This is a genomic window from Escherichia sp. WS1118 (genome assembly GCF_046487695.1).
GTDB lineage: Bacteria > Pseudomonadota > Gammaproteobacteria > Enterobacterales > Enterobacteriaceae > Escherichia > Escherichia coli.
The window spans coordinates 352,337-375,917 of sequence record NZ_JBJQIZ010000001.1 but is presented as its reverse complement, the minus strand read 5'-3'; the positions used below and the strand labels follow the sequence as shown (position 1 = coordinate 375,917).

20 protein-coding genes, 1 tRNA gene and 1 pseudogene are annotated in these 23,581 nt (G+C 47.6%); 9 read left to right on the top strand and 13 right to left on the bottom strand.

Annotated elements, in window-relative coordinates; translation table 11 throughout:
* Positions 1–143: 143 nt before the first annotated feature.
* Positions 144–1,283 carry a hypothetical protein gene (locus tag ACJHYO_RS01825; RefSeq protein ID WP_021576458.1) on the top strand — a complete coding sequence of 380 codons (1,140 nt, stop codon included), beginning with the start codon at positions 144–146 and terminating at the stop codon, positions 1,281–1,283.
* 33 nt (positions 1,284–1,316) lie between these two features.
* Complete coding sequence (locus tag ACJHYO_RS01820) at positions 1,317–2,276, top strand: hypothetical protein (RefSeq protein ID WP_001606116.1); 960 nt, start codon at positions 1,317–1,319, stop codon at positions 2,274–2,276.
* A 253-nt stretch (positions 2,277–2,529) separates the two neighbouring features.
* Here the strand turns inward: ACJHYO_RS01820 and ACJHYO_RS01815 are convergent, their stop codons facing one another.
* From ACJHYO_RS01815 to ACJHYO_RS01775, 9 genes and pseudogenes are all read right to left on the bottom strand, one after another.
* On the bottom strand, positions 2,530–3,762 hold the full coding sequence (locus ACJHYO_RS01815) for a capsule biosynthesis protein (protein WP_001606115.1): 1,233 nt from the start codon (positions 3,760–3,762) through the stop codon (positions 2,530–2,532).
* A gap of 34 nt (positions 3,763–3,796) precedes the next feature.
* Positions 3,797–5,824 carry a capsular polysaccharide biosynthesis protein gene (locus ACJHYO_RS01810; protein ID WP_021576457.1) on the bottom strand — a complete coding sequence of 676 codons (2,028 nt, stop codon included), beginning with the start codon at positions 5,822–5,824 and terminating at the stop codon, positions 3,797–3,799.
* Positions 5,821–6,561 (bottom strand): 3-deoxy-manno-octulosonate cytidylyltransferase, encoded by a 741-nt coding sequence (gene kdsB / locus ACJHYO_RS01805; protein ID WP_410232398.1) that lies wholly within the window; start codon positions 6,559–6,561, stop codon positions 5,821–5,823. Before kdsB ends, ACJHYO_RS01810 begins: the two co-directional genes overlap by 4 nt.
* 9 nt (positions 6,562–6,570) lie before the next feature.
* Positions 6,571–8,247, bottom strand: coding sequence for a polysaccharide biosynthesis/export family protein (locus ACJHYO_RS01800; RefSeq protein WP_001331697.1), 1,677 nt, complete (start codon positions 8,245–8,247; stop codon positions 6,571–6,573).
* A 23-nt stretch (positions 8,248–8,270) separates the two neighbouring features.
* Entirely contained in the window at positions 8,271–9,419 is a 1,149-nt protein-coding gene (locus ACJHYO_RS01795) for a capsule polysaccharide export inner-membrane protein KpsE (protein ID WP_000905922.1), read from the bottom strand.
* Between the two features lie 71 nt (positions 9,420–9,490).
* Positions 9,491–10,474 carry an SIS domain-containing protein gene (locus tag ACJHYO_RS01790; RefSeq protein ID WP_001298261.1) on the bottom strand — a complete coding sequence of 328 codons (984 nt, stop codon included), beginning with the start codon at positions 10,472–10,474 and terminating at the stop codon, positions 9,491–9,493.
* An 810-nt stretch (positions 10,475–11,284) separates the two neighbouring features.
* Positions 11,285–11,467: pseudogene (locus ACJHYO_RS01785) on the bottom strand (IS110 family transposase); the annotation flags it as partial.
* A 197-nt stretch (positions 11,468–11,664) separates the two neighbouring features.
* Positions 11,665–11,740: transfer RNA gene (locus tag ACJHYO_RS01780), tRNA-Phe, on the bottom strand.
* 105 nt (positions 11,741–11,845) lie between these two features.
* On the bottom strand, positions 11,846–12,553 hold the full coding sequence (locus tag ACJHYO_RS01775; protein WP_000234494.1) for a DUF554 domain-containing protein: 708 nt from the start codon (positions 12,551–12,553) through the stop codon (positions 11,846–11,848).
* A gap of 152 nt (positions 12,554–12,705) precedes the next feature.
* Between ACJHYO_RS01775 and ACJHYO_RS01770 the strand changes: the two genes are divergently transcribed.
* Positions 12,706–12,789, top strand: a complete 84-nt coding sequence (locus ACJHYO_RS01770) for a hypothetical protein (protein WP_212734243.1) — start codon at positions 12,706–12,708, stop codon at positions 12,787–12,789.
* Positions 12,790–12,951: 162 nt separating this feature from the next.
* Positions 12,952–15,087, top strand: coding sequence for an ornithine decarboxylase (gene speC, locus ACJHYO_RS01765; protein ID WP_000839792.1), 2,136 nt, complete (start codon positions 12,952–12,954; stop codon positions 15,085–15,087).
* Between the two features lie 48 nt (positions 15,088–15,135).
* On the opposite strand, the gene nupG is transcribed toward speC, so the two are convergent.
* The 4 genes from nupG to mutY all read right to left on the bottom strand — a co-directional run bounded on the left by nupG (position 15,136) and on the right by mutY (position 19,093).
* Positions 15,136–16,392: a nucleoside permease NupG gene (gene nupG, locus ACJHYO_RS01760; RefSeq protein WP_001298251.1), complete on the bottom strand. Its 1,257-nt coding sequence runs from the start codon at positions 16,390–16,392 to the stop codon at positions 15,136–15,138.
* A 201-nt stretch (positions 16,393–16,593) separates the two neighbouring features.
* Positions 16,594–17,673 carry a membrane-bound lytic murein transglycosylase MltC gene (gene mltC / locus ACJHYO_RS01755; protein ID WP_000760323.1) on the bottom strand — a complete coding sequence of 360 codons (1,080 nt, stop codon included), beginning with the start codon at positions 17,671–17,673 and terminating at the stop codon, positions 16,594–16,596.
* Positions 17,674–17,737: 64 nt separating this feature from the next.
* On the bottom strand, positions 17,738–18,013 hold the full coding sequence (locus ACJHYO_RS01750; RefSeq protein ID WP_000091700.1) for an oxidative damage protection protein: 276 nt from the start codon (positions 18,011–18,013) through the stop codon (positions 17,738–17,740).
* Between the two features lie 27 nt (positions 18,014–18,040).
* Entirely contained in the window at positions 18,041–19,093 is a 1,053-nt protein-coding gene (gene mutY, locus ACJHYO_RS01745; RefSeq protein ID WP_085455525.1) for an A/G-specific adenine glycosylase, read from the bottom strand.
* A gap of 160 nt (positions 19,094–19,253) precedes the next feature.
* On the opposite strand from mutY, the gene trmB reads away from it, so the two are divergent.
* The 5 genes from trmB to ACJHYO_RS01720 all read left to right on the top strand — a co-directional run bounded on the left by trmB (position 19,254) and on the right by ACJHYO_RS01720 (position 23,548).
* Positions 19,254–19,973 (top strand): tRNA (guanosine(46)-N7)-methyltransferase TrmB, encoded by a 720-nt coding sequence (gene trmB, locus ACJHYO_RS01740; protein ID WP_085455524.1) that lies wholly within the window; start codon positions 19,254–19,256, stop codon positions 19,971–19,973.
* Positions 19,973–20,299: a YggL family protein gene (locus ACJHYO_RS01735; protein ID WP_001107565.1), complete on the top strand. Its 327-nt coding sequence runs from the start codon at positions 19,973–19,975 to the stop codon at positions 20,297–20,299. Before trmB ends, ACJHYO_RS01735 begins: the two co-directional genes overlap by 1 nt.
* 183 nt (positions 20,300–20,482) lie before the next feature.
* A complete protein-coding gene (locus ACJHYO_RS01730; RefSeq protein ID WP_000984796.1) occupies positions 20,483–21,202 on the top strand; it encodes a DUF2884 domain-containing protein in 720 nt (239 codons plus the stop codon).
* A gap of 175 nt (positions 21,203–21,377) precedes the next feature.
* Positions 21,378–22,424 (top strand): L-asparaginase 2, encoded by a 1,047-nt coding sequence (gene ansB, locus ACJHYO_RS01725; protein ID WP_085455523.1) that lies wholly within the window; start codon positions 21,378–21,380, stop codon positions 22,422–22,424.
* Between the two features lie 116 nt (positions 22,425–22,540).
* Positions 22,541–23,548: a DUF1202 family protein gene (locus ACJHYO_RS01720; RefSeq protein WP_000745232.1), complete on the top strand. Its 1,008-nt coding sequence runs from the start codon at positions 22,541–22,543 to the stop codon at positions 23,546–23,548.
* Positions 23,549–23,581 lie beyond the last annotated feature (33 nt).

The window sequence follows — 23,581 nt, the reverse complement described above, 5'->3', positions numbered from 1 at the left end:
CCAATAGTTATTGGTTTGTGTTTTTATAATTGTTAAAGATAAACCTGCTGGTCTTTTTAATAACATTTATAAAATATTAAACCCTGTGAGATATCATAAATAAATAGATGTTAATATGACAATAAATACAAGGGGCATACATTATGTCCAATAATAGCCTATATTATATATATATAGATACAAAGATAAAAGGTGCATTTGAGCAACTTATTCGTTACTTTCAATCACAAGTATTTAATAACAAGGATTGTATTAGTGTTTTTTGTAAATATTATAAGGAAATAGAACATTTAGCTGTCGAGGTATTTAATAAACATAATATAACGTTTAAGTTTATTAAAAAAAATTCAGATCTATCCTTTATCAAGGGAAAGATTGTATTTTATTTGTTTAATGCACAGTCCAATTGTCGTGTCGTAGCCAATAGAGATCTTATCCATGTTTTTGTAACTCACGGCGAGAGTCATAAGCTAGCCTCTGTTAAACCAATTATTAGAATCTACGACTATGTAATTACATCAGGTGATGTTGGAGTTGATAGATATTTGAAATCAGGTATATTCACTCAGTACGATATCAACAATGGGAAAGTGCTAAAATTAGGCGATACTTTTATCGGTAGCAATATTTTTAAATACGAATCAAATTCGCATAGTCTTGTCTATGCCCCTACATGGGAGGGTGGAGTTCCGGAAGAAAATTATTGCTCGATTAGTATGTCTATCGCAAAAAACATAGATAAATTCTGTAAAAAAAATAACATTAAAAAAATTTTTATACAACCTCATCCTAATTTAGGACATAGAGATGCAAAGTATCGATATTATTTGAATGAATGCATTGATTTTTTTTTGAGATCAAATTTAACTGTTTTCTTGGTAGAGGATGGATTTGTACGACAATATTATTATTTTGTTTTTTGGAAAGGCAGAAAAAAAAAGGTAGAAAATATCGGCGTTTCATTTGCAATTACTGATATTTCTGCTATGGAGGTACAGTTTCACTCTCGAAGAATTCCATGTAGCGTAGTGCTAAAAGAAAACAAGGCGGAAAGAATACATATCCCCAAAAGAATGCTGCCGTTTTATAAGAATATTTTATTTGATAAGGTGGTGTGTAATTCAAGTATTCCATCATGCCCTAATGATATAATTGATTACATGATATCTTATTCCCTGCCTACGTTAAAACATAAAACATATTCTGAGAGAATACAATGGCTATGTAATTATGTGTGTGAAGATAAGAAAATAAAGACAAAACTCCTAGAGTCAATATATTAAAATATTCTTGTTGTCAGGATGATGATTATTTTTATGAATGCGATTAAGAATTTATATCTCTTGTTGTTGTTATTGTTGTGTTTTAATGTTAAGGCAAGCATCACTTCTGATAAAGATGTTATTATAGATGATAATTATATATTTAAAAAAATAAAGCTACATCGGTTGGGGAAAGGTAAGAATAACGTTACTCAAGGTTTTGTGATTGATGATAAAACTGATGGTCTATACACACTACATGTAACAGGGAAACCAGAAAAAGGAGTTGTAAATTATTTTTTGCTTGTTGACGAATCTAATAAAATTACGGCTTGTTCTTTTCAGAACCCTACGGATTTTATAGGTCATCAAGGTTTAACTTTTGATTATAGCAATGGATATTTAGTTTCTTCGGCTGGTGATGCATTTAGTTACAAGGGATGGTTTATCACGCACTTTAAATATCAGCAGCAAACGTTTCCGTATGATATGAAATTTACAAAAGTATTCGATAGACCATATAATACTCGTGTTAGTACAATGCCTGTTTTAACCTTAGATGCTAAATATTTAATAGTAAGAAGTAAGTTGAATGGTAGAGACTTATTAAGAGTCTATAATAGTGAAGAAGTTAACTTTCGAATCGAGAGTGATATTTCATCAGAACAAAATATAGAATGGTTTATCGATGCAGGTTTAACCAATGATAATTATGTATTGCAAGCCATTACCGCTGATAATAAATATATATATTTGTTGAGTGGGGGAGGGAATAGAGAAAACAAAAGAATCTATATTTACACGTTAAAAGGAGAGCTTGTAAGAAAGTTTAATAATGTAACAGTAGGGAAAAAAGATTCTCTTAATAGTGGCAAAGAAAAACATTGGGAACCTGAAGGTTTAGCTATTGATCGCAAATCAAAATCATTGGTTATCATGTTTGCTCTTGGGGATCATAAAAAAAGATTTGCTCAATTATATTATATTCCTTTAGATAAACTTATTGAGGAGTGATGATAGTAACAATATTTGATGATTATAAATGTGTAATGCTAATAACTTCGTCATATTTTCATGTGAATACTAATAAAATAAATTTTCTACAAAAATAATTGATTAGCGTATAGATTATACTTGTATCATTTATAGATAATAACAAAATTACATCTTGGATTTTTAACTTGGCTTGTGGATGGGTGTTGTTTATATTTGTAACATTAAAATGGCATCATTTTAATAATTGTTTTGTGTTGTTTATTATTATATTTCATACTTGACACGACAAGCTCTGAAAATATTTATCCAGTTTTATCTTGTTAAAAATCATCTCCCCATAATAAACCCCATTAACCTGCGTCTTAACCAATAAATACCCACGAAACTTCTTAAACAGTTTCATATCCGGTTTAAAATCGGCCTGCCAGAACTGGTGCAAATGCCCTTGATACGTCAAGCCTTTGATGTCGTACAGGGCATTGCCCATCACTTTGAGTGGTTTGTTATGAATCAGTGCAGAGATCCCCGTCGTACTGTTAATCGTCACTACCGCTTTTGCATGGCGTAATAATTCCGGCATCGGGAGATCGTGCACATAAATGACTCGCTCGCCTAAGCCATATTCCTTACTCAATCGCTTAATTAATGGTCGATAGAGCCTGTGACCACGATCCATCGGATGATGTTTGATCACCAAATAACTTTCTTTCGGCGCTTTACGTGAAAATGAGTACATGACTTCATTAATATAGTCACGCACATCGTTATAATTGCTGTGGTTACGAATCTGACTATCGTTATATACCTGCAAAACGGCAAGATAATAACGCTGGTCCAACTCGTTCATTAACCTCGGCAATACCTTACGCTGTGTTACCTTGTAAAGTTGCTTGCGCCAGTATGCACGAACCCAGCAACGAGCCTCATACCAGGGGGAAAACGATTTATGGTGGCGGTAGCGAGGGAACTCATGGCGGTAATGCCAGCCCATCAGGTAATACCACATCGCATGACCTATACGTTTCATCGTTGAAGGTTTTAAGTTCTCAACGTGCGGCGTAGGCATATCTGGTAACTTACGATAAAAATCCGGATCGCGCGGTAGCGATGAATATGCGTTTACTCCGCCTTCTTCAACGGTAATAAATTGCGGGCGTAAATATCCTTCCTCAAATGCCAGAAAGCGGATCCCTTTCGACTTTGCCCAACGTTTTGCTTCTTTGTGCAATGGGCGGCAGTCACCAAAGCAGAGGATGGTATCAAAGTCATATTGCCGGTGGAGATCCCGTAACCATCCGGGGAACTCTTTCGGCGTTTGGTAGTAAGCCAGGTATTGTCGATGGCGGCAGTAAAAACGATCCCCACCGTTGAATACAACATTCACAGCGTTACGTCCTAATGACTCTAACCATTCGGCGACGTCATTGAAAAAAGGTCCCATCGGCCCCTGCAATAGCAGATATTTTTTACCGGATAATAAAACGGTTAGTGCATTACCTTGCATAAATAATTTGCGTAATAGTCAACTATAAAATTGTTTAGCCAAATCTGACCTTGCAGAACATAATTAATTTGCGGTAATAGCGTATTACCCGTCCCGCTTTTTTTCGGGTAATAAACATCGGCTTGCGCGGCGTCTTGATTAAATATTCCGCAGCTTCTTCTACCGTAATAGGTTGTAGCCGTGTTGGGTGGATATAGGTTGGATAAACAATCAGCGCCTGATATAGCAGATCCGCTAACGTTAATTTTCGCTCGCGACGCGGGCAGCGATGTTCATCGACGGTTAAACCCCAACCGGCATAGAAGGGCAGGCCGTAACAATGTACGTGCTTGCCATGTAATAATGCTTCAAACCCCGACAGCGACGTCATGGTATGCACTTCATCTGCGCGTTGGATGCATTGAATAATATCTGCGTCCAGTGCCTGATAATCAGCAAGTTCAGCAATCTGTTCTGCCGGAATATCGCCCTTGCGATTCCCCACTAATACATCCGGGTGCGGTTTATAAATAATGTAGGCGTGCGGATTGCGCTCGCGTACTGTGCGTAATAACTCAAGGTTGCTCTTAATCGACACAGTGCCTGTTTTAATAGAGGCATCGTCCTCTACCTGACCTGGCACCAGGATAACTTTTTTATCTTTGGCTTCGGCTGGTAGAGAGAAATCGGCTCCCAGGTTGTACTTACTCAGTTTGCTTTCAACCAGTCGCTGGCGTAATTTTTCAGCTCGCATCTTCTGCGCCAGCGTTAGCTGGCTATGATTCAGCAGCACTTCCAGATCGCTGGGGCGTGTGGCGTCATAGTAAATACCGCGTTTATCCAGCACCAGCGATAGCGGCGGCAGCAGGTCAGAGCCAAGTCCGGATGAACGCAGAAAACCATCTTCCATTCGCCATAACGGCAGTGATTTTCGCTGCGCTTCGGCTCGCCATTGCTGTTCTCCCTTTACACCCCATACCACGCAGGCGCTCGCCGCAGTACAGCGACGTGAAAAACTCAGCCGGTTTGTTGCCGTTTGCAAGAAAGGTTTCAGGATCGCTGACTTCCACAGCGTTAAGCCTGGCGCCCATAAATAACCATCACGCTGTTGCAGATGTCGACGTTGTAATTGCAGCCATTGCAGCACGGTAAATAGATCGCTTACTTCTCCCGTTTGCGGATCGATATAGCGACAGTAACGCAGGTATGCAGCGGCAAAAAGTTCCTCCAGCGTGGCAGAACCGCGTCGGGCAGATAACAAAGCGGACTGTGGATGACGATCGTCGGTTAAGCCCCAACCTGCATACCAGGGCTGGCCGAAACATGTTACTGGTTTTCCTGCCAGCAAGGCTTCAAAGCCGTACTGGGAGGTCACGACGTAAACCTGGGAAACGTGTCGCAATAGCGACTGCGGGCTGACATTCTCGGCAATCAAACGTACTCGTTGCGTGGCGCGCAGATCGGCGAAATAACCTGTTTTCTTTCCTTCCAGGACATCCGGATGCACCTTCACCCAAATTTCGGCTTGAGGATTTTCCGCCATCGCGGCTTCCAGCATGGCAGCAAACTCATGCGGGCCAGCATTGCCATACGTCACTGACATATCATTAAATGTCTGATCGACAACCAGAACGATGTCTGAACGTTCTGACTCATCAGCTACAAACGCAGGTGCCAGGTTATATTTCGACAAATCCCCGGTCACGATGGTGTGCATCGCTTCTCTGGCCTGATCAGCCAATGCCGCATTTCCGGCTTTATCCTGTACCAGTTTCTCCAGCGCCGAAGGCTTGCTGGCATCGTAGTAAATGCCACAATCATCCACCACCAGAGAAAGCGGCGGCTCGCCATTGACGCCAAGATCCAGCGAACGCACAAATCCATCTTCCAGACGAATGACGGGTTTTCCCGCTGCTTTGGCGATGGCGACTGGTTTCGCCGCGCTGGGACGATGTCCCCACACGGCGATAGCATCAACTTCTTGCGGAACAGGGCGCAGCAGAGAAAGTTTCTGGCACGGTTGCGCCAGAAATTTCTCCAGATGCGGAATACGCCAGATGCCAGGCGAGTAAATGCCAATCATGCGTTTTCAGCCAGTTCCTGTGCCATCAGGGCGCGCACTTTTTCCAGGCATGCTGGGGTGTCGACGCCCGGACCGGTTGCGGCAACCTCAAATGTGCGGATGTTGATCCCTGCGCTCATCAACCGCAGCTGCTCCAGTGATTCTGCCTGCTCTGGCATGGACTCCGGTAACTGACAGTAGTTTTGCAGCACATCGCGACGATAAGCGTAAATACCAACGTGTTTCAGGTAGCGCGCTTTTTCAGCATTACGCGGATAGGGAATCGGCGAACGGCTGAAATAAAGCGCATCCTGGCGGGTATTTACCACCACTTTTACCGTGCTTGGCTCGGTCGCTTCTTCGGCAGAAATCGCGTGGCATAGCGTTGCCACTGGCAACGCGGGATCATCACGCATTCCTTGTAACAGCGTTTCTACATCCCGCGGGCGAATCATTGGTTCATCGCCCTGCAGGTTAATGTAGATATCTGCCTCGACTTTATGCATCACCTCGACCAGCCGATCGGTGCCGGATTCATGATCGTTGCGCGTCATGATGGCTTTCCCGCCAAACGCCTGCACGGCCTTTTCAACACGCGGGTCGTCTGTTGCCACCCAAACTTCCGCAACGCCCGCCACCTGTAACGCACGCTCGTAAACATGCTGGATCATCGGTTTACCAACAATATCGAGCAGTGGCTTACCCGGCAGGCGCGAGGAGCCATAGCGAGCCGGAATGACAATAACTGCTTTGCTCATTTCAACTCCTTACAAAGACAGAATCACTTTTGCACCCACCGCCAACTGGTAAAGGATGGTGGAAATACCGCGAGTAACTTCAATGTTTTTCGATTCATATTTCGGCAGAACCATAATCTCATCGCCCGGTTTGAGTGAATCCACATCTTCTGCGTTGACGGCTGCACCGTTCTGACGAATGACGATAATTCTGGCGTTACCCGATTTCTGCGTCAGGCCACCACATTTCTCGATGTAATCCTCGGTGGTCATACCCTTCTGCCAGCTCACCGCGTTCGGGAACAGCACTTCGCCATGAACCATAACCAGCGATGTTTTCTCCGGAATATTGATGACGTCGCCATCTTCAAGCAGAACAGAATCAATATTGGATTCGTTGAGGATCACTTCACCTTTCGGAACAACGGTGCGTGCTTTCGCCACAAAGCGGCTGATCAGTTGTGCTTCCTGCATTCGCAGGCTGGCTTCTTCTTTGGTGGATGACTGGGCAGAAAGTGATGCTTCCTCCAGCTTTTGCAGCGAGAGATTCAGCATCTCTTTCTGACGCTGAGCCACTGATGGGCGATAAAGCTGAACTGCGTTCATCTGCGACATGCTGTTCGGGCGGACTTTTTCCAGAACCGCACGCATAGTGGAACCATAAGGCAGTACCATGGCATGTTCACCGGAGTGTGCGCCTTCAACCCGCACCTGAATGGTGCCGGCATAGCGGTCAGTGCTCACGATTAAGGTATCGCCATTTTGCAACATACGGCCTGGCGCAGAACTGATCGGATAGTATTCGCTGCGTTTTTGCAGCCCCTGTTTACGCATAATCGTAATGTGAGTCGCGCCAGGCTTAGGGCGCGCCCAGCTCAACGCTTCCGTTACGGGAATGCTGCTTTCGCGGAACTCAAAGTCGTAGCTGTTAAAGACATCGCCCTGAACGCTGAAAGTATGCTGACGCGGCCCGACGATGATGGTGTCACCATCGGCGAACTGCGAAAGCCCCAGTTTGCCGTTCAGCAGGAAGTCGTACAGGTTGACGTTGGAGCGCACGCGGTTACCGCGCTTGACCACAATATCAACGTAACTTCCGCGCTCTGGATCAACGCCGCCAGCCTTGATCAGATAATTGAGTAACGAATCAGACGTCACACCGCCATACAGACCAGGATTACGCACAAATCCGGTCACGTACACTTTTACTGGCTGCGCCTGTAATAAGGAGGCGTAGACGTTGACGTTGGACTGGTATACTTCCTTCACTTTGGATGTGACCAGGGCATTTAGCTGACTATTACTGACGCCAGCAACTTTCACCGGACCAACGTTCGGCAGGAAAATATTACCTTTGGGATCAACCTGTAACGCACCATCAAAGGTGAACGCACCCCACAAGCGAACCTGAATGCTATCACCCGGATTCAGAATATAGTCAGGGTTGAATCCTACCGTCGCACCGCTATCCGCGCTGGTGCCGTTGAAAAGTTGAGCACCAAACATACGGCTCATTACCACCGGCGGTGAGGGCGGCGGGGTATTGTCGAAGCCGCTCATGTTTTGCGTATCCGACTGTTGCCCGTTCAGAATACCGGTAAGCGGCGCGGCTCCTGTAAGGTTTGGGTCAGCGTTAATATCAATGGCCGCGCTGGCCTGCGCCGCGTGACAGGCGGCAATCAGTAAAATTGATTTAAATAATTTCATCACAAACTCATTCAGCGACAGCGTTAGTCTCGGTGATCTTCAATAACAGCCAGCAACAGTTTCAGGGTGCCGAACAGCAGGCAGCACACCAGTAACCAGCAGGCGATCAAATAAGGGATATTTGGAAAAGACGATTCCTGCGGCAACTGTGGCGAACTGATCACTGACAGCACCTTGAGCTTACGAGCCGCTTCTACACGGGTCTTTTCAATGGAGGTCAGGGTCAGTTTGTACAGCTCGGTGTTGAACTCTACTTTTGATTTGATTTCTTCAAAATCCACTGCCATACGGTTTAGCTTGTCACCCTGTGGCGCAGTGATTTTGCTTTGTTCTTCATCGATTTGTGCCTGCAATGACTGAATCGCATTACGCGCACTCACTACTTGCGGGGCGTCCTCACGCAGATACGTCAGCAAGTTACGCAGATCCGCTTCCATCTGGATCTTCTGGCCCATCAGCGTATTGACTAACGTGCTCGCCGCCTGTGCCTGTGCCTGTGGATCCAGAACGTTGTTGTTGTCCTGATAAGAGAGCAATTCCGCTTTGCTGGCGTCCAGACGCTGGCGTGCCTTTTCCATCTCCGTTTCTGCAAAGGCAAGCTGGTCACGCGCGATGCGATGTGACATCTCATTGATAAAGCGCTCTGACTCTTTCAGCACGGTCTGGTTAAACTTAAGCGCAAACTCCGGGCTAAAGCCCTGCGTCTGAATATTCAGTAATCCGGTTTTATCGTCATACGAGACGTTGATACGGTCCTTGTAGTACTTCAGGAATCCTTCTGCGGTTTCATCCTTGCTAAGATGATTAAGAAAATCGAGCCCGCTGTGGCTAAATGCTTCACGAAAATTTAGTTGCTTATCCAGCGCCGCCAGCATATCCGGCGAGTTGATGTATTCTTTCAGATACAAAGCATCTTCTGCGGAACTGGGGTTAGAGGCACCCAGAAGCAGACCAAAATTCAGGCTGCCGCTGTTTAAATCATCCGAGCGTTTAATGGCGACTTTCGACTCGCTCATATAGCGAGGCTGGCTGAAGATAGCCAGATAGATCAGCAGCACCGCCATCGGTGCCAGAATGATGATTTTCGCCAGGTGTTTTTGGATATCTGCCAGTGAGATGGCAGACAGACGAGCACGCATCCAGGATACGGCAGACTTCACTTTTATCAACATGTAACGATTATCAAAGTTTCAGTGGGGCGCAAACTCAATGAGAGACTAACCTCTCGAACCCCGTTGCTTAATTAGTCGAAAATGCGCACAAGGCCAGTGACTTTATTTGCCTTGTTGGTCACCAATAACGTTGAGACACGGTGTTTTTGCATTTTTTCTTCCGCTTCAATGATCATGGTGTCTTCCGGTAGCGTCAGCGGTTCACGTGTCATCATCTGCGCAGCCGTGGCGGATGTCAGAGAATCCTCTTTTTCCATAAAGCGACGCAGGTCACCGTCGGTGATAATGCCCGCTAGCCCACCTTCTGCGTCTTCTACCATCACCATTCCCTGGCATCCGCTGGTGATACGTTGAATCACGGTTTTAAATGACGCATCCAGCTGTACCGCAGGAACATCATGCTGCATGACATCAGCAACGCGGGTCAGCAGGCGACGACCTAATGAACCGCCCGGGTGATAGCGCGCAAAATCATTCGGCATAAATTTGCGTTGGTGGATCATGGCAATCGCCAGCGCATCGCCGATCGCCATCGTCAGCGTGGTAGACGTTGTTGGTGCAAGATTATTCGGGCAGGTTTCATTCGCCATGTGGAGTTCCAGCACGGCATCAGCATTTTTCGCCAGCGTGGAATTTCCATTATTGGTAATGGCGATAATTCGGTTGCCGAAATTTTTCAGTGAAGGAACTAGCTTGAGGATTTCATCCGTTTCACCGCTGGCAGAAATAAGGATCAGAAGATCGTAAGGCGTAATCATGCCCAGATCGCCATGGAAAGCTTCTGCAGGATGAATAAAGAAACTAGGCGTACCCGTAGAGGCCAGCGTCGCTGACATTTTACGACCGACATGCCCTGATTTACCCATTCCCGAAAGAATAACGTGCCCTTTACAGTTCATTATCAAATTAAGGACACGCTGGTACTGCCCGGAATCCAGTTGTTTAGACAAGTTTTGTAATGCTGCGCCTTGTTCTGCCAGAGTCTGGCGAACAGAGGTAATTAGATATGGATCGATAGTACTGCTCTGGTCATCAGGTAAATGTCTTTCAGACATATCAGCTCCTTTGCACGGAAATAATGCCACAGTCACAACAAACCCGAACCCACTATAATTTATTTATGCTAAATCAATGGGTTGTAACAAAATTTTTAATGAATATAAAACCATGGTCAGTCCATGCTTATATGCAGGACTTATCACCTTCTTATTAAGTCGCAATGTCTCATGGAGGTGCGAAGATGCTGCAATATTACAGGCGAGAAGGGGAACCAAATTTTGCCCACCTATTTAACACACCCCTACATTATGAACAAGGAATTTAGGATTTTTATCATTTATTAAAATGTTTCTCACTTGACTATTAAGACCAAAAACAATTTATCAATTGATTATTTCCTCGTAAAAAAAGAACGTATGACCATGTTATTAATAAATAAAACACGTAAATAATGGTGATGTTGTTTTGTGATTAACTATTTAAGAGTGGCATAATAAACATGTTGACAATTTCTATGTAAAGAAGAGGAAAATAATAAAATTTTAGCGGTGACTATTGAATGATATGATAGTTATGGTGTTGATTATTTCTGGTAATGAATGCGGAATTAAATCTGGCCGGATTGTATTTTTGCTATATCTATTTTTCAGGAGATTATTATTAAATAGAAAAATAACAGTGGTGATTATTTCTGGTTGAGCTGGAGTCACGTATGCCAGCGAGTGCTTTCTTCCGGGCCTTCCTTCACTTCAGAGAAAGAGCCTATGGAAAAGAGGCAATCATCAGGCTCTTTTTGAGTCATATGCGCCGATAATCAACTGTCTTGAACGTAAAAATTATGGAGCAACATGATGCTACGATTCATTTCACTCTTCGTTCTTTCTGAGCATTGCGTTCAGGATGGTCAGCAATTTACGCATACAGTCAACCAGCGCCACTTTTTTGGTTTTTCCGGCTGCTGACAGATGCATGTAAAATGCCTTTATCACCGGATTAAACCAGGTTACCACAAGCGCTGCCATGTGCAGGGCTGCTCTTGCCTCCGTACGCGCACTGGCGTCGTTCGGCCAGCAGATATGTGTGGGATAACAGGGATGTTATGTGAACTGAACTGTGTTTTGTTAGCGGGGGATGTTTATTGATGATTCGGGAGTGTTTAAGACCTGATGGCGTTATGCTCCCAAGTTTATTTTATATAAAGATCCAAAAGCAAAAACCCGCCTTGTGGGCGGGTTCTTTAGAATAGTGGTGCCCGGACTCGGAATCGAACCAAGGACACGGGGATTTTCAATCCCCTGCTCTACCGACTGAGCTATCCGGGCAACGGGGCGCATTAAACCTGATTCGCCTCGTCTCGTCAATCAAATTTCTTCAATTTAGTGCAGACTGCACAATCTATCATCACTTTGCCGCTATTGCACGCATTGTCAGGCAAACCAGGCGGTCCAGGCGGCGGAAAGCGGCATTGCCAGAAGGAGTGCTGGAAGCATGTTGACCACCGGGAACATTTTAATGCCACAGATGCGTAATCCGGTTGCCAGCAGCAGTAAACCGCCTACGGCGCTGAAGTCTGCCATCATCGACGGTGTGGTCAGCGGTAATATCAGCGCGGCAGCCCACGCCAGTGTTAACTGGATGATCAGTAATGGAATGCTAATCACCGACACCGCAATACCCAGCGAGCAGGCGAAGATCATCGCCGTAAAGAAATCAAGAAATGACTTGGCGATTAAAATACTTGGATCGCCGGTCATCCCTTCGTTCATCGCCCCGAAGATTCCGGTGCCGCTGGCGCAAAACAGGACAATAATCGCGACAAAATTCTGAATAAAAGATTCATGCGCTGGCTTCTTACGCGAGTGGTGAAACAGACTATGCGCTTTGGCGACCACTGTATTGACGCCTTTTTCCAGCAGACAAATTTCGCCGATTAATGCTCCGAGTAAGGTTGCTAAAACCATCGCCGGAAGGTTGGCGCATTTCACCACCAGTAAAATACCAATCCCCAGCGATGCCAGACCAAAAATTGATGTCATGGAGACGCGGATACGTTCCGGTAAGCGTTGGCTAAGGAGTGCGCCGAAAACGCCACCCAGTAAGACTGCACTTGCGTTGATAAAAGGGCCGATGACCACAAGAGTTCCTGTTAGCTGTATTGTTTGATTTTCTTATTATGAACTTTTGGCGCCGTCGATGGCTTGTTTGTTCGCAAAGTCCTGGCTTGCACGCTTTAGCGAAAGGTGCCATGATTGCGCGAATTTTCTCCTCTCTGTACGGAGTTTGCCCGATGCACGCCACCTCCTTACATTCTCTCGCTTATCGCCGTTTCGCGCGAAACTCTTCTCTTTTTATGCTACTGCTCATGCGGTGAAGTTAACGCACGCTCACTGCAGGACAACAGTAAAATCAGAGCGTTTCTGCTTTTACTGATGTCTGGCGGTCGGAGCTGGTGACCAGTTTGACCCATATCTCATGGGGCAGGGTTTTCCACCTTGTCCGGTATTCTTACTTCCCCGAAACGGGTTTTGCGCTTATGAAATCAATGAATATTGCCGCCAGTAGTGAACTGGTATCCCGACTTTCTACTCATCGCCGCGTGGTGGCGTTGGGAGATACTGATTTTACGGACGTCGCGGCAGTCGTCATTACCGCTGCGGATAGTCGCAGTGGCATTCTTGCGTTGCTTAAGCGCACCGGTTTTCATCTACCGGTGTTTTTGTATTCCGAACATGCTGTTGAATTACCTGCGGGCGTTACGGCGGTAATCAACGGCAACGAGCAGCAGTGGCTGGAGCTGGAATCCGCAGCCTGTCAGTATGAAGAGAATTTGCTGCCACCGTTTTATGACACGCTGACGCAGTACGTTGAGATGGGTAATAGCACCTTTGCTTGCCCTGGACATCAACATGGTGCGTTCTTTAAAAAGCATCCTGCCGGACGCCATTTTTACGATTTCTTTGGCGAGAACATCTTTCGCGCCGATATGTGTAACGCTGACGTAAAATTGGGCGATCTGCTTATTCATGAAGGATCGGCGAAAGATGCGCAGAAATTTGCAGCCAAAGTCTTTCATGCCGATAAAACCTATTTTGTGCTGAACGGCACATCGGCAGCGAATAAAGTGGTGACGAATGCGCTGTTAACGCGTGGCGATCTGGTGCTCTTCGACCGTAACAACCATAAGTCGAATCATCACGGCGCGTTGATTCAGGCGGGGGCGACGCCGGTCTATCTGGAAGCTTCACGTAACCCGTTTGGTTTCATTGGCGGTATTGATGCGCACTGTTTTAATGAAGAGTATCTGCGCCAGCAAATTCGCGACGTTGCGCCAGAAAAAGCCGACCTGCCGCGCCCGTTTCGCCTGGCGATTATTCAGCTGGGAACCTATGACGGCACTGTCTATAACGCCCGTCAGGTGATCGATACCGTTGGGCATCTGTGTGATTACATTCTGTTTGATTCCGCGTGGGTCGGTTACGAACAGTTTATCCCGATGATGGCGGATAGCTCGCCGCTGCTGTTAGAACTTAACGAAAACGATCCGGGGATCTTTGTGACCCAGTCGGTGCACAAACAGCAGGCGGGATTCTCACAGACGTCGCAGATCCATAAAAAAGATAACCATATCCGTGGACAGGCGCGTTTTTGCCCGCATAAGCGGTTGAATAATGCCTTTATGCTCCATGCTTCTACCAGCCCGTTCTATCCGCTGTTCGCCGCCCTGGACGTTAACGCCAAAATTCATGAAGGGGAGAGTGGGCGTCGGCTGTGGGCTGAGTGCGTTGAGTTGGGTATTGAGTCGCGCAAGGCTATTCTTGCGCGCTGTAAGCTGTTCCGCCCGTTTATCCCGCCTGTTGTTGATGGCAAATTGTGGCAGGATTATCCGACGTCAGTGTTAGCCAGCGACCGCCGTTTTTTCAGTTTTGAGCCGGGGGCGAAGTGGCACGGCTTTGAAGGATATGCCGCGGATCAGTATTTTGTTGATCCGTGCAAGCTGTTACTCACCACGCCGGGTATCGATGCCGAAACCGGCGAATATAGCGATTTTGGCGTTCCAGCGACGATTCTGGCGCACTATCTGCGTGAGAACGGCATTGTGCCGGAGAAGTGCGATCTCAACTCCATTCTGTTCTTATTAACTCCGGCGGAAAGCCACGAGAAGCTGGCACAACTGGTGGCGATGCTGGCGCAGTTTGAACAGCATATTGAGGATGATTCGCCGCTGGCTGAGGTGTTGCCGAGCGTTTATAACAAATATCCGGTGCGCTATCGCGACTACACCCTGCGCCAGTTGTGTCAGGAGATGCACGATTTGTATGTCAGTTTCGACGTCAAAGACCTACAAAAAGCGATGTTCCGCCAGCAGAGTTTCCCGTCAGTGGTGATGAATCCCCAGGATGCGCATAGCGCTTATATTCGCGGTGAAGTGGAGTTGGTGCGGATTCGTGATGCCGAAGGGCGAATTGCGGCAGAAGGGGCGTTGCCTTATCCACCTGGCGTGCTTTGCGTGGTACCCGGGGAAGTCTGGGGGGGGGCGGTTCAACGTTATTTCCTTGCGCTGGAAGAAGGCGTGAATTTGTTGCCGGGATTTTCGCCGGAGTTGCAAGGTGTCTATAGCGAAACCGATGCGGATGGCATGAAACGGTTGTACGGTTATGTGTTGAAGTAAGAATAAAAAAACGGGTCACCTTCTGGCGACCCGTTTTTCTTTGCGTAATTAGTGGCTAACCGTCTGTGTACCTGTCGGGACACGAACGTGTTTATATTTGAACATCGCCATGAACGCGAAGGCCAGAACCACGGAGTAACCTGCGAAAATCAGCCATACGGTCTGCCAGTCGGTAATGCCGTTTTGGGTGTACATCTCAACCACTTTACCGCTCACGATGCCGCCGAGGATACAGCCGAAGCCGTTGGTCATCATCAGGAACATCCCCTGCGCGCTGGCGCGAATTGCCGGGCTAACTTCTTTTTCGACAAACACCGAACCAGAGATGTTGAAGAAGTCGAATGCGCAACCGTAAACGATCATCGACAGTACCAGCAGTACAGTACCGAACGGAGTCGGGTCGCCGTAAGCAAACAGAGCAAAACGCAGGATCCACGCCACAATACTGATCATCATTACGTTCTTAATACCGTAGCGGCTTAAGAAGAACGGGATGGTCAGAATGAACAGGGTTTCAGAGATCTGCGAAATCGACATGATGATTGACGCATGCTGCACGATGAAGCTGCTGGCAAACATCGGATCTTTGTCGAAGCTGTGCAGGAAGGTATTACCGAACATGTTGGTAATCTGCAGTTCCGCGCCCAGCAGCATTGAGAAGATGAAGAAGATTGCCATACGCTTGTTTTTAAACAGCGCGAATGCATCGAGGCCCAGCAGGGTTGTCCAGCTCTGATTCGCTTGCTGTTTAGCAACCGGAATATGCGGCAGAGTCAGGGTAAACAGAACCAGAATGGCGGAAAGCGCTGCGCCAATATACAGCTGCATGTGGCTTAATTCGAAGCCGGACAGGCTCACCACCCACATTGCCATGATAAAGCCGATGGTGCCCCAGATACGGATTGGCGGGAAGTCAGTAACGATATCCATCCCGGCATTTTGCAGGCGATAGTAAGAGATGGTGTTGATTAACCCAAGCGTTGGCATATAAGCAAACGAGTTAATCAATATCACAAGGAACATCGCCTCCGGCGTAGTGACCTCTGCCGCCATGAACAGCGTGATAGCGCCAATGGTGTGGCAAATGGCATAGACCCATTTCGCACTTAACCATTTGTCGGCCACAATCCCCAGCAGCGCAGGCATAAAGACCGCGGCGATACCCAGTGAGCTATAAACTGCGCCGATAGAAGCACCGTCAAACTTCAGGGTAACAAACATATAGGAGCCGAGGGTCGTCAGCCAACTTCCCCACAGACAGAACTGCAGAAAAGAGAGGATTTTCAGCTGCAGCTTAAGATTCATGTTAATTTCCTCACATCGTGATGCGGATGAGTGTTTGAAAAAGCACATTTGACCGTGCGAGATGATGCGATTCTATCAACTTCGCGGACTGGTTTTTTGTTACCTGTGGCAAATAATTGCAAACATTCCCAATTTGCAAAACGAAATTGTGATGTAGATAACATTTTTACCCCTGAGCATCGTCAGGGGCGGTTAGTGGAATTATCGGCGGCGGTAAGATTTTTGCGCGGTATTCACTTTATAAAGATAACGGCGAGATTCCGCAGAGGGATGGCGGGTCGTCAGCGTCTGATAAACATCGCCCGGCGTCATGGTGTTAATAATATTGGCAGCCTGAATCTTATCATTCGAAAAGACTCGCAGCACGCTGCCTGCGCCGCCGTTATAGGCGGTGATGACGGCATAACGCCGCGATGTTGGGTTATCAATTCCGCCGAGATAAACGTTGTTCAGCATCGCCAGATATGCGGTGCCGGTATCAATATTGCTGGCAGGATCAAACAAGAAACTGCGGCTCGGCGTGCCGGATTTCCCCTGCGAGCGGAACACATCTTTCCCGGCAGTATGTTGTACCACCTGCATTAATCCCAGCGCATCGGAACGGCTGACCGCATACGGGTTAAAGGAAGATTCAGTCTGCATAATTGCCAGAATCAGCGACTCATCAACGCCATATTTCCGTGATGCCTGGCGGACCATACCGAGATATTTGTGCGCACGTTTATCAAGGTGGTTCGGCACCATGTTAATGGTGACGCTGTAGATGATACGCAGCCCGTTGCTGCGGCTCTTCAGGCGGTTTTTCAGCAGATAATCCGCGAAGTTGCTCGCGCGACCTTCCCAGCGAATCGGCTGCCCGGTGTTGTCCACCACCTGACCGTAAAGGAAAGGTTCTTTCGAAATCGTAATATCATCAACGTCGGAATAGAGATCGACCGAACTCGGATCGTCCCCCATCAGCAACGTTTTGATTATTGCCCGGCGCAAATGCGCGGCAGGTTCTGTCCCGGCGATGGTTTCGATAGTAATCGTACCGTCATCGAAGTTGATGTGGCTGCGGGTCTGATATTGATCGGTGTATTTCACGTAGTCCTTAGGACCGGCGATCACCACCTCTTTGAAGCCCCAGATGTTCTCAATATTGTGGGCAAATTGCCCCATCAGAATATCAAAACCGTTGGTATCTTTGACCCAGGCTTCGTTATAGGTATCGCCTTTTTTGGTCGTCGAACAGGAGATGAGCAACGGCGCAATCAAAGCCAGCGCGAGATATTTTTTCATCATTCCGGGTGCGTGTTGTGTTTGTTTTTATGCAAGTTGCCGGAGGCGTGCTCCGGCACTGTTTTTATTTTTTATCTTCCGGCGTATAGCCCTCGATATGCACCTCTTTACCCTCGAACAGGAAGTTGACCATCTCCTGCTCCAGCAGCTTGCGGTGCTCGGCATTCATCATGTTGAGTTTCTTTTCATTAATCAGCATGGTTTGTTTGTGCTGCCACTGCGCCCAGGCTTCTTTGGAGATCTCGTTATAGATGCGTTTTCCCAGTTCGCCGGGGTACAGCTGAAAATCCTGACCTTCTGCTTCACGTTGCAGGAAAGTACAAAAAATCGTTCTGCTCATAAATCATCCTCTTTATCGACTCACGCGCTAAACCGGCGCGCCAGTGCGTAACTGCTGTAACAAATGCTCCACGGGAGCCGCCAGGCCAACTGACGGCGGTTGCGCTAAGTTATACCAGAGCGCATTGTCTTCATCCATGCAGCCGGTGAATGACGACACGGGAAGCCACATAGGCACAATATCTAAGTGGAAATGGCTGAAGGTATGCCGAAACGCGGTCAGCTGCGTCAGGTTATCGGCAGCAATCTGCCGTTGCGCCAGCCACTGCCGCAAACTTTCTTCATCGGCAAACTGCGGGAAGCAGTATAAACCGCCCCACAATCCGCTCGGCGGACGCTGCGCCAGCAATACTTCATCTTCGTGCTGTAACAGCAAAAAGTAGCCGGTGCGCTCTGGCAGCGTCTGTTTCGGTTTTTTGCCCGGATAAAGCGACCAGCTATTGTTGGCGGCGGCAATACATCCGTTTTGTAGCGGACAGAGCGAGCATTTTGGCTTAGAGCGCGTACAAATCATCGCGCCCAAATCCATCATCGCTTGGTTAAACCGTTCCACGCCAACCGCGGGCGTCACCTGCTCGCCTAAACTCCACAGTTTATTCTCGACCTCTTTTTTCCCGGGCCAGCCGCTTACAGCATAGCAGCGCGCCAGCACGCGTTTGACGTTACCGTCGAGAATCGGAAAGTGCTTGCCCAGAGAAAGCGAGAGAATCGCGCCTGCGGTGGAACGCCCGACGCCCGGCAGTGCTGCAACTTCCTCAAAGGTTTCCGGGAATTTACCGCCGTGTAAGGCCGCCACTTGTTGTGCAGCTTTATGTAGGTTGCGCGCGCGGGCGTAATAGCCAAGCCCGGTCCACAAATGGAGAACTTCGTCGAGCGGCGCATTGGCGAGATCGGTCACCGTTGGGAAGCGTGCCATAAAGCGTTCAAAATAGGGGATAACGGTCGCAACCTGAGTTTGTTGCAACATCACTTCTGAGAGCCATACTTTGTAGGGCGTCTTGTCAATTTGCCAGGGCAGCGTTTTCCGCCCGTATTTATCGTACCAGTCCAGAACCTGGGCTGAAAATTGCGACGCTTGCATGGTCACCGAATTCACTGTTGTTGGGGGCAAGATTGCAGCACAGCGACGGCAGGGTGTAAACCGGAACTTTCCGCAGCCACGGCCTTATCATGCTTGCATCCGGCAACTAACTTTGGATAATGCCCGTTTTCAGAACACTTTCACAAGCGACTAAATCTTTATGAAAAACGACGTCATCTCACCGGAATTTGATGAAAACGGCCGCCCGCTGCGCCGTATCCGTAGTTTTGTGCGCCGCCAGGGGCGACTGACCAAAGGCCAGGAACATGCGCTGGAAAACTACTGGCCGGTGATGGGCGTTGAGTTCAGCGAAGATATGCTGGATTTCCCTGCGCTTTTTGGTCGTGAAGCGCCGGTGACGCTTGAGATTGGTTTTGGCATGGGCGCGTCGCTGGTGGCAATGGCTAAAGATCGCCCCGAGCAGGACTTCCTCGGCATTGAAGTGCATTCACCGGGTGTTGGTGCGTGCCTGTCTTCTGCGCATGAAGAGGGCTTAAGCAACCTGCGCGTGATGTGTCACGATGCGGTTGAAGTGCTGCATAAAATGATTCCTGACAATTCATTGCGCATGGTGCAGCTCTTTTTCCCTGACCCGTGGCACAAAGCGCGCCATAATAAACGCCGTATCGTTCAGGTGCCGTTTGTCGAGCTGGTAAAAAGCAAACTGCAGCTGGGGGGCATATTCCATATGGCGACCGACTGGGAACCTTATGCGGAACATATGCTTGAAGTGATGTCTTCTATTGACGGTTATAAAAACCTGTCAGAGAGCAATGATTACGTACCGCGTCCGGCATCACGTCCGGTGACGAAATTTGAACAACGTGGTCATCGTCTTGGTCACGGAGTATGGGACTTAATGTTCGAGAGGGTGAAATAATGGCAAAGAACCGTAGCCGTCGTCTGCGTAAAAAAATGCACATCGACGAATTCCAGGAATTAGGATTTTCGGTGGCATGGCGATTCCCGGAAGGTACATCGGAAGAACAGATTGATAAAACCGTTGATGACTTTATTAACGAGGTTATCGAACCGAACAAACTGGCCTTTGACGGCAGTGGTTATCTGGCCTGGGAAGGTCTGATCTGCATGCAGGAAATCGGCAAATGCACCGAAGAACATCAGGCGATTGTGCGTAAGTGGCTGGAAGAACGCAAACTGGAAGAGGTACGCACCAGCGAACTTTTCGACGTTTGGTGGGACTAAGAAAGCATACGGGCGATGACAAATGCAAAACTGCCTGATGTGCTACGCTTATCAGGCCTATAAAGATGCACGATCGAGTAGGCTGGATAAGGCGTTTACGCCGCATCCGGCATGGAAAACGCGCACTTTGTTATCAATCTGGGGCCAGCAAATGCTGGCCTGATTTGTTCTTGAGAGAAGACTATGATGCGCAAAATGCTGCTGGCGGCAGCACTTTCAGTGACGGCAATGACCGCTCACGCCGACTACCAGTGCAGCGTCACGCCGCGTGACGATGTGATTGTCAGCCCGCAAACCGTGCAGGTGAAGGGCGAAAACGGCAATCTGGTGATCACGCCAGACGGCAACGTGATGTATAACGGTAAGCAATATTCCCTGAATGCCGCCCAGCGCGAGCAGGCGAAGGATTATCAGGCTGAACTACGTAGCACCCTGCCGTGGATTGATGAAGGCGCGAAAAGCCGCGTCGAGAAAGCCCGTATTGCGCTGGATAAAATTATCGTTCAGGAGATGGGCGAAAGCAGCAAAATGCGCAGCCGTCTGACCAAACTTGATGCGCAGCTGAAAGAGCAGATGAACCGCATTATCGAAACGCGCAGCGATGGCCTGACGTTTCACTATAAAGCCATTGATCAGGTTCGTGCCGAAGGCCAGCAATTAGTGAATCAGGCAATGGGCGGAATTTTACAGGACAGCATTAATGAAATGGGCGCGAAAGCGGTGCTGAAAAGCGGCGGTAACCCATTACAGAACGTGCTGGGAAGCCTGGGCGGTCTGCAATCCTCAATCCAAACCGAGTGGAAAAAGCAGGAAAAAGATTTCCAGCAGTTTGGCAAAGATGTTTGTAGCCGCGTTGTGACTCTGGAAGATAGCCGCAAAGCCCTGGTCGGGAATTTAAAATAATCCTCTATTTTAAGACGGCATAATACTTTTTTATGCCGTTTAATTCTTCGTTTTGTTACCTGCCTCTAACTTTGTAGATCTCCAAAATATATTCATGTTGTAAATTGTTTAACGTCAAGTTTCCCATACAAAGCTAAGGGATAATGCGTAGCGTTCACGTAACTGGAGGAATGAAATGGAGTTTTTCAAAAAGACGGCACTTGCCGCACTGGTTATGGGGTTTAGTGGTGCAGCATTGGCATTACCCAATATCACCATTTTAGCAACCGGCGGGACCATTGCCGGTGGTGGTGACTCCGCAACCAAATCTAACTACACAGCGGGTAAAGTTGGCGTAGAAAATCTGGTTAATGCGGTGCCGCAACTGAAGGACATTGCGAACGTTAAAGGCGAGCAGGTAGTGAATATTGGCTCCCAGGACATGAACGATGATGTCTGGCTGACACTGGCGAAAAAAATTAACACCGACTGCGATAAAACTGACGGCTTCGTCATTACCCACGGTACCGACACGATGGAAGAAACCGCTTACTTCCTCGACCTGACGGTGAAATGCGACAAACCGGTGGTGATGGTCGGTGCAATGCGCCCGTCCACGTCTATGAGCGCAGACGGTCCATTCAACCTGTATAACGCGGTAGTGACCGCAGCTGATAAAGCCTCCGCTAATCGTGGCGTACTGGTAGTGATGAACGACACCGTGCTTGATGGCCGTGATGTCACCAAAACCAACACCACCGACGTAGCGACCTTCAAGTCTGTTAACTACGGTCCTCTGGGTTACATTCACAACGGTAAGATTGACTACCAACGTCCCCCGGCACGTAAGCACACCAGCGACACGCCGTTCGATGTCTCTAAGCTGAATGAACTGCCGAAAGTCGGCATTGTTTATAACTACGCTAACGCATCCGATCTTCCGGCTAAAGCACTGGTAGATGCGGGCTATGATGGCATCGTCAGCGCTGGCGTGGGTAACGGCAACCTGTATAAAACCGTATTTGACACCCTTGCAACCGCTGCGAAAAACGGCACTGCAGTAGTGCGTTCTTCCCGCGTACCGACGGGCGCTACCACTCAGGATGCCGAAGTGGATGATGCGAAATACGGCTTCGTCGCCTCTGGCACGTTGAACCCGCAAAAAGCGCGCGTTCTGCTGCAACTGGCTCTGACGCAAACTAAAGATCCGCAGCAGATCCAGCAGATCTTCAATCAGTACTAATCACTTCGCCCCGGTATCGTGCCGGGGCTTATTCACTTCAGACTCACGTCCATTGCCAATTTTTATTACCCTAATGATAATCACCAGAATAAATTATTCCGCGCGAGGGTTTTCGGGTGAAAAAGCAATGGATTGTTGGTACGGCGCTGCTTATGTTGATGACTGGTAATGTCCGGGCAGATGGTGAACCGCCAACTGAAAATATCTTAAAAGATCAATTCAAAAAGCAGTATCACGGCATTCTCAAGCTTGATGTCATCACCTTAAAAAATCTTGATGCTAAGGGTAATCAGGCCACCTGGTCAGCGGAAGGCGATGTCTCTTCCAGTGACGATCTCTATACCTGGGTCGGTCAGTTGGCAGATTACGAGCTGCTCGAACAGACCTGGACGAAAGATAAACCGGTGAAATTCTCGGCGATGTTAACCAGTAAAGGAACGCCCGCGTCTGGCTGGTCGGTGAACTTTTACTCTTTTCAGGCGGCAGCCAGCGATCGTGGGCGGGTGGTTGACGATATCAAAACCAATAATAAATATCTGATCGTGAATAGCGAAGATTTCAATTATCGCTTTAGTCAGCTTGAGTCTGCATTGAATAACCAGAATAACTCGATTCCTGCACTGAAAAAGGATGTAAAAGCGCTTGATAAGCAAATGGTGGCGGCGCAGAAAGCAGCGGATGCATATTGGGGAAAAGATGCAAACGGTAAGCAAATGACCCGCGAAGACGCCTTTAAAAAAATTCACCAACAGCGTGATGATTTTAATAAACAGAACGATAGCGAGGCGTTCGCGGTTAAATATGACAAAGAGGTTTATCAACCGGCGATTGCGGCATGTCATAAACAGAGTGAAGAGTGTTATGAAGTGCCAATTCAGCAGAAACGAGATTTTGATATCAACGAACAACGGCGACAGACTTTTCTGCAATCACAAAAACTTAGCCGTAAATTGCAGGATGACTGGATAACGCTCGAAAAAGGGCAATATCCGTTAACGATGAAAGTTTCAGAAATAAACAGTAAAAAAGTCACGATTTTGATGAAAATTGACGATATCAACCAGGCTAATGAACGCTGGAAAAAAGATACCGAACAATTGCGGCGCAATGGGGTGATTAAGTAATTTTTGCGATGACGCAAGAGTTGTAGCCGGATG